General features: G+C 46.8%; 10 protein-coding genes. 5 read left to right on the plus strand and 5 right to left on the minus strand.

All coding sequences use genetic code 11. The features are described 5' to 3' along the window. Nucleotides 1–151: 151 nt before the first annotated feature. From AC438_RS12750 to AC438_RS12765, 4 genes are all read left to right on the plus strand, one after another. Nucleotides 152–1,507 carry a magnesium transporter gene (locus AC438_RS12750; protein ID WP_053981650.1) on the plus strand — a complete coding sequence of 452 codons (1,356 nt, stop codon included), beginning with the start codon at nucleotides 152–154 and terminating at the stop codon, nucleotides 1,505–1,507. Between the two features lie 216 nt (nucleotides 1,508–1,723). Next, on the plus strand, nucleotides 1,724–2,578 hold the full coding sequence (locus AC438_RS12755; protein WP_156317076.1) for a uroporphyrinogen-III synthase: 855 nt from the start codon (nucleotides 1,724–1,726) through the stop codon (nucleotides 2,576–2,578). A 36-nt stretch (nucleotides 2,579–2,614) separates the two neighbouring features. Next, nucleotides 2,615–2,893, plus strand: coding sequence for a peptidylprolyl isomerase (locus AC438_RS12760; RefSeq protein ID WP_053981659.1), 279 nt, complete (start codon nucleotides 2,615–2,617; stop codon nucleotides 2,891–2,893). Between the two features lie 51 nt (nucleotides 2,894–2,944). Then, nucleotides 2,945–3,298, plus strand: coding sequence for a hypothetical protein (locus tag AC438_RS12765; protein ID WP_053981652.1), 354 nt, complete (start codon nucleotides 2,945–2,947; stop codon nucleotides 3,296–3,298). Here AC438_RS12765 and AC438_RS12770 read toward each other — a convergent pair. The 4 genes from AC438_RS12770 to AC438_RS12785 all read right to left on the minus strand — a co-directional run bounded on the left by AC438_RS12770 (nucleotide 3,270) and on the right by AC438_RS12785 (nucleotide 10,820). Next, complete coding sequence (locus AC438_RS12770) at nucleotides 3,270–4,601, minus strand: hypothetical protein (RefSeq protein WP_053981653.1); 1,332 nt, start codon at nucleotides 4,599–4,601, stop codon at nucleotides 3,270–3,272. The two genes, AC438_RS12765 and AC438_RS12770, sit on opposite strands and share 29 nt — an antisense overlap. After that, entirely contained in the window at nucleotides 4,595–5,266 is a 672-nt protein-coding gene (locus tag AC438_RS12775) for an SDR family oxidoreductase (protein ID WP_053981654.1), read from the minus strand. Before AC438_RS12775 ends, AC438_RS12770 begins: the two co-directional genes overlap by 7 nt. Nucleotides 5,267–5,638: 372 nt before the next feature. Continuing rightward, a complete protein-coding gene (locus tag AC438_RS12780) occupies nucleotides 5,639–6,589 on the minus strand; it encodes an acetyl-CoA carboxylase carboxyltransferase subunit alpha (protein WP_053981660.1) in 951 nt (316 codons plus the stop codon). Between the two features lie 142 nt (nucleotides 6,590–6,731). Continuing rightward, nucleotides 6,732–10,820 (minus strand): hybrid sensor histidine kinase/response regulator, encoded by a 4,089-nt coding sequence (locus tag AC438_RS12785; RefSeq protein WP_053981655.1) that lies wholly within the window; start codon nucleotides 10,818–10,820, stop codon nucleotides 6,732–6,734. 267 nt (nucleotides 10,821–11,087) lie between these two features. Here AC438_RS12785 and AC438_RS12790 point away from each other — a divergent pair, with 267 nt between their 5' ends. After that, nucleotides 11,088–12,119 (plus strand): serine/threonine protein kinase, encoded by a 1,032-nt coding sequence (locus AC438_RS12790; RefSeq protein ID WP_053981656.1) that lies wholly within the window; start codon nucleotides 11,088–11,090, stop codon nucleotides 12,117–12,119. Nucleotides 12,120–12,375: 256 nt separating this feature from the next. Here the strand turns inward: AC438_RS12790 and AC438_RS12795 are convergent, their stop codons facing one another. Then, nucleotides 12,376–13,194 carry a DUF2797 domain-containing protein gene (locus AC438_RS12795; protein ID WP_053981657.1) on the minus strand — a complete coding sequence of 273 codons (819 nt, stop codon included), beginning with the start codon at nucleotides 13,192–13,194 and terminating at the stop codon, nucleotides 12,376–12,378. Nucleotides 13,195–13,466 lie beyond the last annotated feature (272 nt).

Consider the following 13,466-nt stretch of genomic DNA (forward strand, 5'->3'; position numbering starts at 1 on the left):
ATCACGGCCTGCTCGATGAGTCATAGCCTATGCTAAGGCGAGTGAGTCCATAATAAAAATACGAATAAATCATAGGCACGCGCCCCATTAGCTGCCAAACTTCTCATGATAAAAGCTTATTTCACACTCGACTTGTAAAGTGATACCCCCAATGAATACTGAGCAACTAACCCCTTATATTGAACGGCTTTTAAGTCTACCTAGCGAGCAAGCACTCGCGGCGCCTGTGCGTGAACGTTTAATGCAAGAGGCGCAAGAAGAACTTTCGGCTGAGCAACTAGCGCTTATGCTAGAGGCTTTTCCTGCTGAGCCTAGAATGCTGTTATGGCAACTCATAAAGCATGACGAGTGGCCTGCGGTGTTTATTTGTATGCGAGAGGATTCGCGCCGCGTTATTTTGGATCATTTAGGTGACGCCGATTGCAAAGAGCTACTCATGCTCTTTGATGCCGAAAGTCTACTGGAGGTTTCTGATGATTTAAGTGCCGAGTTATTGGTTTTTGCTCAAAGTAAACTAGATGACAAACAGCAAAAATTATTTGAAAAAGCCCAGTTATATTCCGATGAGCAACTGGGCCATTGGATACGCTTTGACTGCCTGCGCGTATCGGCGCGCGCTAGGGTTGGGCGAGTGCGCAGGCTGCTTGATAGACCGTTGCCAAGCTACAGTAGTGTGGTGTATTTAACCAATGCTCAAGGGGTATTGGTGGGTGAGGTTAAGCTGCAAGATCTTTATCGCGCCGAAGCTGATGTGGTGGTAGGCGAACTGCCCCAGCAAGAGTTGATATTACTGAATGCCAGTGGTGACGTTTTTACCGCAGCCGAGCGAGTGATTCACTCAGAGCAAATGGCCTTACCTGTTATTGATAGCAATGGCGCGCTGTTAGGGTGCTTTGATTTAGCTTTGGCGTATCAAACTCGGCAAGAGGAGCAAGATGCAAAATCGGCAAAATCAGCCGGTTTGAGTGATGAAGAGGATTTGTTTGCGCCTGTACTACGCAGTAGTAAAAACCGTGCGGTGTGGCTGGGTATTAATTTACTGACGGCTTTTTTGGCGTCGTGGTTTATTGGCTTATTTGAGGCAACCTTACAAGAGGTGGTGGCCTTGGCGGTATTGATGCCGGTGGTAGCATCGATGGGTGGTATTAGCGGCAGCCAAACACTTACCGTGATAGTGCGCGGCTTGGCCATGGGGCAGGTGACCGATAGCAACCGTAACGCGCTGCTGCAAAAAGAGCTGCGCGTAGGCGCGCTTAACGGTGTGTTGTGGGCGATTGTGATTGGCATTATTACTTACGTATGGTTTGGCAGCTGGTTACTAGGGGTGACTATTGCCATAGCGATTAATATTAATATTGTGACGGCCGTTATTTCGGGTGTACTCGTGCCTTACATTCTTAAAAAATTAAACTTTGATCCAGCCTTAGCCGGCGCCGTTGTGCTCACGACAGTGACCGATATTGTGGGTTTTGTGGCGTTTTTAGGGCTAGGTAGCTTATTACTTTAAGGCTATTGTTGCGCGAAAGCGGTTGTGGGCCTTGTAGGTGCTTGAGTGGCCCAGTCAATGATTCATTGGTGTGTAACTTAGGTATCTCTAACAGTGGCGGGTGGCTTGGGTCAAAATAGGCAAAAAGCTTATGGACGAATGTCGTGATAGTTGATTGCTGGTGTTTGCGGCAATGGTTATGATGGTGCTTTATTTCGCGTTGTAGCCAGAGCAATCATGACCCCAACTGCCCCTATTCAAGCCGCCCCACAACCGCTAAAGCACTGGCGCGTTGCTGTACCCGAGTCGCGCCAGCTTAATGTGCTTCACGATATGTTAGCAGTGCGTGGTGCCACCGTTGTGCGCTGCCCACTGGTGTCTATTCGCGATAACCCCGATGAGCACACTATTAAAGCTTGGTTACTACAATTTTGCGCCAGTCCACCCGACGACTTAATTATTTTAACCGGCGAGGGCATACGCCGGTTAACGGGCTTTGCTGAGCGCTGGGGTATGCTAGAGCCATGGGCTAGCGCATTGGGAAAAGTGCGTAAAATTGCGCGCGGGCCAAAGCCTGCCAGCGCCTTAAGGCCACACCAATTAAAACCCAATGTATTAGCTGTAGCGCCTACCACCGATGGCGTTATGCAAACACTACAACACGAAGAGCTTGTGGGGCGTAAAATAGCCGTACAATTGTACGGCGAAGAGCCCAATCTTAAACTACAGCATTTTTTGATGGCTAAAGGAGCGCACATTGATACTGTTGCGCCGTATATTTATGCCTCAGACGCCGAAGCCGAGCAGGTGACACAACTCATCGATGACCTGATTAATCATCAGCTCGATATATTGGTATTAACCAGTATTGTACAAATTAAGCGCTTAATGTCGGTGGCTAAAAAGCAAGGGCGTGAAGCACAGCTAATAGCTGCCTTTAAAGCAATTTATATAGCCGCTATTGGCCCTATTGTGGCGCAAATGCTTAATGAGCTTGAAGTACCTATTGCGATAATGCCCGATGATAAATTTTTTATGAAACCGCTCGTGCGCAAAATGGTGACGTTTGTTGCGGCCAATCCAAAACCTTAAAGCGTTACCCTATTGAATATTATTGATGGAGTTGTTATGCCAATAGCATGTGCAAGGCACATTTTAGTAAAAACTAAAGCCGAAGCCGAAAAACTTAAGCAGCAAATTGCCAGTGGTGCCGATTTTGGTCAGGTGGCTAAAAAACATTCTACTTGCAGCTCGGCTAAGCAAGGCGGTAACTTGGGCGAGTTTAGCCCCGGGCAAATGGTAAAAGCTTTTGATAATGTTGTCTTTAAAAAGGCCGTGCTTACAGTGCATGGCCCAATTAAAACGCAATTTGGCTTTCATTTAATTGAAACGATTTACCGCGATTAATTTTTAAAAAGTACTGAACTAATACATTGACTCAATAAAAAGTACCGACTTATGAAAGTATTCTTTTTTGTGGCTGAGCCACAAGACGATAGCGCAACGCAAGACACTCAAAAAATAGCTGAGCAATTACAAGCATGGGTGGGTGAAGATAACCCGCACGCTGTTTTTATTCACACCGAGGCCTGCGAGCAAGGTGGTGCTCGTTTGGGTGTCGAAATGAAAATAAAATTACCCAAGCAGCTCAATACACCTTTAGAGGCATTTTACAAAATTGCTAATGAGTATCAGTGTGACTTTGTTGTGGGCTTTATTGATGGCGATGATTATGAGGAGGTGTGTTTCTTTGGTAAAGAAGAGGGTAAGCCAGACCCCTTTGCTATAGGCTGCTACTTGGGGTTTGAATAATCGAGCGCTGGTCGGCGTTATAAGGTAAGTGCTCAAGCTCTAATTTAGGGTAGGGGCCATAACTTAATGCGTGAATAAACTTAAGTGTCTTGAATCCATCAAACCATTCATGGCTCATGCGCAGTGCTTGCGCTGGGCTTTTAGCTTGTTTGCTAAGGTGCGTGAGTAATTGCTCGATGCCAATGCTTTTTAAAGCGTGCTCGGTCGCTGAGTGTAAAGCCCCTTGAGGCAGTAGTGCGGTGCTGTCTTTATGGTTGCTGCTGTTTTTATGATTATTGTTGCCGATGCTATCAAGTCGCTCATAGAGTCCGGGTAAGCAGGCGAGAGCTATTTTTAAGCATTCAAAGACCTTTGGGTTGTAATCTAAAAAAGCCACATTATTTAATAGTTGTTTAACAGCCGGCCCGGTACCAAAGGGTACGCGTTGCGAGGCTCTGGGTTTGAGCGTTATGGTGTGTGTTAGCTCAAAGACCGGTGCGAGCTTGGCTAATTTATTAAGCAAGTAAAAGTCTTCACCCGCAGCGCGCTTAGGAAAGCCACGCACTTGGCTGTAGTGCTTAGGGTTGGCCGCTATTGCGCTTCCAATGGTATTAAAAGCATAGGGCGAGCCGCTGGCCGCTAGGCCGTCGCGATAATATAAAATGCTCGCTTCATAGAGTTTATTTGCCTGCTGTGTTTGTTTTTGATAAAACCCTTGAGCCTTAGGTAAAAACTGATGATCAATAGCATAAGTGAGTGCGCTGATATTCTCGTCAATACGAGGAGTTTCAAAATAGGTGCTCGGTAGTGTTGCATCGGCATCAGTACAGTGTAGCCAGCCTGTCTGTATAATGTTGCGCTGCATCAAGCTGAGCGCAACATCGCAGCCTAATTTACGTGCGTAACCAACCCCTTGTTTAGGATTAACCCCTGGCTGGCAGCTGTTAATGCATAAAAAGTCGATGTGCCGATGAGTACTCATAGCGAGTTGGTGGGTATTATTGACGGGTGTGCAAATGAAGCCTTGCTTATCACACTTAAAAAAATCAAATAACCGTTGGTTAAGGCGCGTAATGCTTGCGTGCTTATTGGCCGGTTGATTAATCACAAGGCACACCAGTAGGCGCGAGCAGCGCGTAAAATGTTGCTGCATCAATTGCCGAATAAAGGCGGTGCTCTCGTTATAGGCAGGAATAACCAGTGTATGGCTGTAACGCTGAGCGCTTGGCTGAAAGGCGTTGCTCAATGCGCTCGCCAAAGGCTCAGCATACTGCGCTGAGTATTTGGCGGCGTGCTTTTGTGGTGCGGGGGCCGGCGTTACCAAGGTAAGACTTCACCGTTTGCGTGCCAAAAAGTACCGGTGTTTTTGTTGGTGAGCTCGGCAATGCGGGCAATCAATCGCTCGGCGGCAGTATCGGCGCTAATATCGCCGGCGTGGTTAATCATATCGGTTTGCACCATGCCTGGGTGCAAAATAGCCACGTTAATATCCTGATCTTTTAAGTCCATAGCGAGCGATTTCCCCGCAGCATTGAGTGCGGCTTTAGACATGCGATAACCGTAGTAATTACCTGAGCCGTTATCGGCAATAGAGCCCATTCGACTAGTAATTAGCGCAATCTTGCTGCCACTTTTGAGCAGCGGTAGCAATGCGTGTGTAATGGCTAAAGGCGCGAGTGCGTTAATGTTAAATTGCGCTTGTATGGCTTGGGTGTCCATATTGTCTAGTGATTCGTGGCGCAATATACCGGCGTTATTGATAAGAATATCAATGCAGGTATCACCTAAAACGTTATGTACCATGGCGGCAATATTCGCAGGCGCCTCACTCTGGCTGACATCAATGCCTTCGATAATATCCGCTTCGGTGGCTTCAAGTTCGGGTGAGCTTTGGCGGCAAATAGCGGTCACTTGGTGGCCTTGTGCGCGATAGTTTTTGGTCAAGGCAAGGCCAATACCCCGGTTAGCGCCAGTAATTACAATATGCATGTCATTTTCCTTTATCAGGTGATGAAACTCTGTGGGTTGAAACGTGTTGACATCGCAGGGCGTGATGCTTCAGGGCGCGATTGTACCAAGCTAGACTGATATAAAACCAAGTTGTCGAGCAAAAAAGTGCTCTGCAAATCATCGAGTCTCAATAGGTGTTAATGACAAGTAACTATTTAAGGGTGTCTAAACTGTCAGATCAGAGGTGTCGAGACCGCCAGAGGCACCGAGACTGGTTGCTATGCTCTTGACAGTTTGCGCTTGCAAGGTAAGGCTCGTTAGCTTGGTTGAAATTACAATGGTAAAAGTATCGCCCGCAGCCAAAAAAAACGCCCTTCAGGGCGTTGTTATCGTGCGATGTGTTTTTACCAGCTACTCGTTACCGTAGCTCATTAGGCGCTCATAGCGCTTGGCGAGCAATTGCTCAGTGTCGACGGCGCACAGCTCGTCGAGTTGTTTGCTGAGGCGCTCTTTAAGGGCTTCGGCCATCATAGCGGGGTCGCGGTGCGCACCGCCAAGTGGCTCGGGGATTGTTTCATCAATAATGCCTAAATCTTCAAGTTTGCTTGATGTAACGCCCATGGCTTCGGCGGCAAGCGGTGCTTTTTCGACAGTCTTCCAAATAATATTGGCGCAGCCTTCAGGCGAAATAACAAAATATGTAGAGTATTGCAGCATATTGAGGTGATCGCCCACGCCAATAGCTAACGCGCCACCCGATGAGCCCTCGCCAATCACAGTGCAAATAATGGGTGTACGTAAGCGGCTCATGACGGCTAAGTTTTGTGCAATCGCTTCACTGATACCACGCTCTTCACTATCAATGCCGGGGTAGGCGCCTGGGGTATCAATCAGTGTAATAATGGGTAATTGAAAGCGCTCGGCCATTTCCATAAGACGCAAGGCTTTACGGTAGCCCTCTGGGCGAGGCATACCAAAGTTGCGCGAGACTTTCTCGGTAACTGTGCGGCCTTTTTCTTCGCCGATAATCATGACACTGCGACCATTAATGCGGCCAATGCCGCCGATAATAGCGGCATCATCACCAAAGTGACGATCACCGTGCAGCTCGTCCCAGTCGTCAACCATGAGTTTGATGTAGTCGCTGGTGTAGGGGCGCTGTGGGTGGCGGGCAACCTGAACAACTTGCCAAGGGGTCAAGTTTTTATAGATGCTCTCGGTTTCTTTTTTTAGCTTTTGCTTGAGGCTGTTAATTTCGTCAGAGATATCAACATCTTGATCGGTGCTGGCGAGTTTAAGTTCGGCAATTTGGCCTTCAAACTTAGCAATGTCTTGTTCAAAACTGAGGTAATTTAAATTCATTTTCACGTCTACCGCGGTTGTGGTGGTTACGTAGGCAGTCGTTAAGCCATACGCCAAAAATGGCGATAAGTGTATCATTAAGTTTGCTGTGGCTGAACCTATCTATAGAAAATTGATCGACTTAATCATTAGATTAGAAGGATTATTGGTTGCTGCGCACCATATCCAGCAGTACTTTAATGCGTGCTAATAAAATAGCTTTTTGAACGGGTTTGGTCGCAAAGTCGTTGCCGCCGACTAAGAAGCCTCGTGCTATTTCGGTGTCTATATCTTTTGCTGTTAAAAAGATAATGGGTAATTTATGGATAGGCCGCGTTTGGCGAATAATTTCACAGGCTTGGTAACCGGTCATTTTAGGCATCATGACATCTAAAATAATGAGATGAATATTGGGGTTTGACTCGAGTAAGGCCAGAGCTTCGGGCCCGCTACTGGCCTCGAGTGTTTTGTAATTGTGTAGTTTTAAAATGGCTGTTAATACCATCAGGTTTACGCTGTTATCATCGACGCATAATATAGTGGTCTCGGCAGCGTAGCTGGGCGCCGTACTCTTGAGTAACTGTGATGCGCTCATGGTATTCGATACGGGTGTGATTTGCGTATCTTTAGGTGTGGGCGAATGATCCGCGGGTCGATTGTGCTCGTTCGTTGTTGGACTTGCTGTTGGACTTGTTATTGAAGCTGTTGCTGAGGTGTCTGGTGTGGCCGGTGTAGCTGTTACCGATGATGATAATGATGTAGCCGTTGGACAGGCATCGCTTTGATGCTGTACTGCGCAAAGTGTAAAGGTAAATGTACTGCCGCAACCGACTTTGGAATTTAGGGTAATGGTGCCGCCGTGCAACTCTATAAGTTTTTTGGTGATACTCAGGCCTAACCCGGTGCCCTCTTCGCGAGTGTCTTCATTGTTGACTTGATTAAACGACTCAAAAATACTATCGCGGTGCTCTGCGCTGATGCCCACACCGGTATCGCGAATACTAATTTGCAATTGTTGCGTGCTATGTTGTTTAGCATCGAGTGTGATTGTGCCTTGCTCACTGTATTTGATGGCATTGCTCAATAGGTTTAAAAAAACTTGTTGTAGCCGATTACTATCGGCATGGGCTGGCGGTAAATTTTGTGCAATATTGTTGATGATGGTTAAGGGTTTGTGTCCAATTAAAGGCTTGACTAAAGCGATACTGGTTTGCGCTAAGGTATACACATCGATCTGGCTTTTGTGCAATAGAATTTCTTGTTTACCCAGCTTTGACATATCTAAAATGTCGTTCACTAAGTGTGATAAGCGTAAGCCGCTTTGAATAATCATGGTAAATGTATGGTGCTGCGCTGCGCTAAGCTGCGTATGCAGTTCATCGCGCAAGCTTTCGGCCAGGCCAATAATACCATTTAGCGGTGTGCGTAATTCATGAGAGGTGTTGGCTAAAAAAGCATCCTTCATTTTATCGAGTTTAATTAATTGGCTATTAATCGTTTGCTCTTTTTGCAGCTCTAGCTGCTTGCTTTTATAGCGCCATAACAAGTTAATGATACCCAAAAATAAAAGAACATAGCCAGCATAAGCCCAAGGGGTTAGCCAAGGTGGCGGCGCGATATGTATAGCAAGCGTTGTGCTGTTAAGTGGCCATTGCATTTGAGTATTGCTCGCTTGCAGCTCAAAGGTGTATTTACCCGAGGGCAAATTGGTATAAATAGCCGAAGGCGTGTCGTGGGTTTCACGCCAGCTTTTATCAAAGCCATTGAGCCGATAGCGATAGTGAATAAGGTTGGGTGATACAAAATTAAAAGCCGAAAAATTTAATTCAATAATGTTTTGTTGGTGGTTGAGCTTTAAGTGTGTTGTTGTGCTAATACTACGACTGAGTGGGCTATTGATATGGCCCTCGGTAACGACTTCGTTGGCAATTTTTAATTGCGTAATGAGCGCTTGCTGCGGTTGGTCAATAATATCGGCTTGATGCTGCAATAGGTATTGGGGCTTGAAGCGGGTAATGCCATTCGTTGCTCCGGCATAAAGGGTTGCTTTATGGTCAAAAAATGCGGTATTGCGCTTAAAATTATTACTGCTTAAACCGTGGCTTTTTTGTATTGTGGTGATGGTTTTGTCGGGGTGTATGCAGGCAATACCGCTGTCAGTTAATACCCATATATTACCTTGGGCATCTTCTGTAATACTTACAACGTGGCCAGAGGGCAAGCCTTGCTCGGTAGTAATATGTGTAAATTTTTGCCGGGTTTTATCAATAATAGTCATCCCGTCGCCTTGGGTGCCTAGCCAAATATTGTGTTGGCTATCTTCAAATAAACTGGCAATGCGATCGTGAATAATAGAATTTTGATTGGTAGGTTGGTGATAAAAATGTTCAATGTTACCCGTTTTGGGGTTGAGCTTATCGAGCCCACCTAAGGTACCTAGCCATATAAAACCGGCATGGTCTTTAATTATACTTTTAACATGTGGGTGTGAAACTTGATGCTCATTAGCGGGCGTATTGGGTAAAAAGTAGCGAAATTTTTGAGTGCTAAAATGATATTGATTAAGCCCTCCTGTTTCGGTGCCTATCCATAAATAATCGCCATCAATAACCAGGCTCCAAATGTAGGCACTATTAATACTGTTGCCAGTTATGGGCTGAGTGTTAGGCGCGTTGGCGGCCATTTTTATGGGGGCTGTGCCATCGGGCATATAGTGTGTGAAATGCCGAGTTTTAGCCTTTAGCTTGTGCAGCCCACCAGACCAAGTACCGACCCATAAGTCGCCGTTAGTGCGCTCGGCGGTATCTAAAACGGCATTAAATTGCAGTGCATTAGGCGTACCTGGTTGGGCTAAATATTGCTGGCTTATAAGTGTGTTTGGATTAAAAGCGTTAAGCCCGCCCTCGGTGCCTATCCATAAGTGCCCATACTGACTTTGCTTAATTGATAAAATAGCGGAGTCGCTCAGGCTGTTAGGGTCGCCTGTAGTGTGCATGATATGCTCAAAATTTTGAGCGGATACGTCGAGTAAGTTAATGCCCACCGGGTAGGTGCCCACCCATAAATCGCCTATGCGGTCTTGGTAAATACTCCGTACGCTATCGTTAATTAAGCTGCTGTTGCTGTAAGGGTTATGTGTAAAGCGTGTAAAGTCATTGGTTTGGGGGTTGTACCGGTTGAGCCCGCCGTGATCAACCGCGAGCCAAATATTATGCTGCTTGTCTTGCATTATATTCCACACGGTATCGCCGCCTATACTGCGGGGGTTTTGTGCGTCATATGTGTAGTGATAAAAGATATTACGACTTTCATCAAAACGCGAAACACCACCGCCGAGTGTGCTGAGCCATAAGAATCCTTGGTGGTCGCGCATAATGCTTGTAATGTGATTGTGTGCGGGGCCACGGGTGCTATCGGCTGCGTGACTAAATTGCGTAAATTGCGGTTGGCCGCTGGCATGGCTTAGTTTGAATAGCCCGGCGCTTGTTGACCCCAGCCAATAGGTGCCGTCGCTATCACTATAGGTGGTATAAATTGAGGTTGTCGGTAGGGTATAAGGGGCCGGTTGGCTGGGGCTGTAAAGCGTGAGCTGCGTGCGCGAGGGTTGTAAAATGGCAAAGCCTTCGCTGCCGCCCATCAATAAAGCGTTATCGGCGGTGACCGTTAAGCTATTGAGCGATTGCGCAATTAATGTGTGTTGATAAGGGCCTTGGTATTTACTGTTAATAAAGTTGTCGGTTTTAGGATTATAGCGGCTGAGCCCTGCGCTGGTGGCTAGCCACAAAACCCCATCGTGGTCTATGGCGATATCGAGTACGGCATTGCTCGCTAGGCTGTGGGTGTCTTCGGGGTTGTGTTGGTAGCGTTTCAGTGTGTGGCCGTCAAAGCGCGCTAGCCCATGCTCGCCACCTAGCCACATAAAACCGTTTTGGTCTTGCTCAATAGCGTGCACTGTTTGCAGTGACCCGCTGCGTTCGTTTTCGTTGTATAGCAGGCGTTTAAAACGCAGCGAGGCGGGCTGAGTGTGAGGTGCGGTATCGGCCGCTGCGCGCGTGGTATTTGCAGTGAGCGTATGCGTGTATAGCACTAGGCAGATCCCGAGGCTGCACATAAGGGCCGCACGAAAGTTGAAGGCTGTACACATAAGCACCCATGCACCTGCCGCAACGGCTAGGCGTAAGCCCAAGTCATCGGCGCATGGTGCATGTGCGCGCCGCCTCAAATCGTTTTTTTGCTCCCCCAGAGTTTGCATACTCAGTGTGTTGTGCCCCAATACTTGCTTTGTCTAGGCTTTCTAGTGCTTTAAAGTGAGCTTAGCGTGCACTCTCAATAAGTGTAGGCATGAACCGTACAGTTGGAAGACTTTAGGTGCTTAACATGATGGTATTTTGGGTGTTTTAGTCACTGGAGCGCCCCAATGTGGCTTTAGGTGTGACGGGCAATAGTCTGTTTTAATGCATAGTTATGGGTTGTGAGTTGCTATACTGTATGCCCAATTATTAAGGCAGGCGTAAGCTCAATGAATAAGTTAGAAGACGAGATTGTAAGCCCAGCCCAACCAGACCCAAGCGAAGCCCCTTTTCATAAAATGACCCCCGACTTTGTGCTGGATGCTTTTGAGTCGCTAGGGTTTATGAGCGATGCACGCATTTACCCGCTCAACAGCTATGAAAACCGCGTGTACCAAGTGGGTGTAGAAGACAGCGACCCTTTAATTGCCAAGTTTTACCGGCCTAATCGCTGGAGCCAAGCGCAAATATTGGAAGAGCATGCTTTTAGTTTAGAGCTGGCCGTTAACGAGGTGCCCGTTGTTGTACCACTCGAGGTAGAAGGCAAAACACTCTTTAATTATCAAGGTTACGACTTTGCTTTGTTTCCGCGTCGCGGCGGCCGCGCGCCCGAGCTTGATTGCGAAGATACGATTTATACTTTGGGCCAATCGTTAGGGCGTATTCATGCCTTAGGCCAGTTGCACCCCTTTGATCATCGCCCAACATTAGATATGCAAAGTTTTGGTGAGCGCAGCTGTGAATACTTGCTTAGCCATAATTTCATTCCCAATACGTTACTAGAGGCTTACCAAACCATTACGATCCAGCTATTGCAAAAAATACGCGCACGTTTCGAGCTAATCGAGTATACCCCCATTCGCTTACATGGCGATTGCCACCCCGGTAATATTTTGTGGCGCGATGACCACCCAAATTTTGTTGACTTGGATGATGCCCGCAATGGCCCAGCTGTACAAGATTTATGGATGTTATTGTCGGGTGAGCCCGATCGCCAAAGCATTCAATTAGCCAATTTAATTGATGGCTACGAAATGTTTTGTGAATTTAAACCTAAAGAGTTAGGGTTAATCGAAAGCTTGCGTACACTGCGCTTAATGCATTATGCCGCGTGGTTAGCACGCCGCTGGAACGACCCTGCCTTTCCTATGCACTTTCCTTGGTTTAATACCGAGCGCTATTGGGCTGAGCATATTAATGAACTGCGCGAGCAACTGTTTGCCTTAGAGCAGCCCTCGCTCAAATTATCGTTAGGCAACTAAGGAGCGAGGAAAAAATATATTATCCAATATACTTGTTTTCTGCTTCCTCTGCTGCGTTGCTCAAAGCGTTGCATGCCCCGGCATGCGCCCCTTCGAGCGCCTTGCCGAGAAAACAGAACGCTACGTCTAACTGGACAAACTATTATTACCTCGCCCCTAAAGCCAGCGCTTGCTGGCTTTTACATACAGACCAAAGCAGAAACCAAATAGCGGTCGACATAGAGACAAGATTGTTCAGCGCATAAGTTGTTGAGGCTTAGGCTTCAACAACTACCTCGTATGAGGTGAATTTACGCACATTAATTACCGCATTTTCAAAAATCAAATACTGCCCTTTAATGCCGACTAAAGTATCGTTAATTTCTGGCTCTTTATCAAAGTTGTACGATTTTACTTTTTTAGGAAAGTTACTGATTGGGTAGTGAATATCCTGAATAGGTACCTGTAGTACTTCTATCGCATCATCACCGTGTGCCTCGGTGATTGCCGCTAAGGCATCGGCCACTAAAGGAATAAGCTCGCTGGCTTTTGCGCTAAGGTCAACACCTTCATTATTGCCTTTTAGCATAGCTTGCCAGTGGGTTTTATCGGCCACTAATGTTGCCAGTGCCACCTCCACCAAACCCGAAACAAACCGTGTTTTGACTTTAAATATCGGCAGCCCTTGTGTGGCGCCTTGGTCTATCCAGCGGGTGGGTAATTGTGTGTGGCGGGTAATGCCGACTTTAATTCCCGATGTGTTCGATAAATATACATAGTGCGGTACAAAACAATTCTGCTCGCCCCAGCTTGGCTCGCGGCAGGTGCCTTGTGCGTAGTGGCAGGTTTCGGGTTTCATAATGCACATATCGCAACTGGCCAGCTTTTGCATACAGGGGTAGCAATGGCCTTGGCTGTAGCTTTTTTTGGTTTTTTTGCCGCAGTTGCTGCAGCTTATTGTACCGGTATGAGTGATTTTTAGGGTTTTACCTATTAACGGGTTAAGCGCCAATAACTGATCGCCGACTGGGAGTTGGTAAATAACGTTTTGGCTGTCATCTAAAGATGACACCATTTTTTTAAGAGTACCTTGCATAATGTTTTGCGCTTACAATTTTGGGGGTGAAGATTATAGCATTGTGATGGGGAGTGGGGGTTGAGTTGAAGATGCTTGAAGGGGTAGGGCTAACTTGATGGCAGGTGAGAAAATGGACTGCGTACTCCGTTAGCATCTTGTTGAAGTAGGTGTGTGTAAATTTGAGTGCTACTTAGATCGTGTGGCCAAGTTGCTCCTGTACCGTTCTAATATCGGCCCCGCTGGAGTAGTCGGTTTTTATAAAGACGCAAATCGGTTGTGTTATAAGGGCC

This window comes from Marinagarivorans algicola, from assembly GCF_001292705.1.
In the GTDB taxonomy this organism is placed as follows: domain Bacteria; phylum Pseudomonadota; class Gammaproteobacteria; order Pseudomonadales; family Cellvibrionaceae; genus Marinagarivorans; species Marinagarivorans algicola.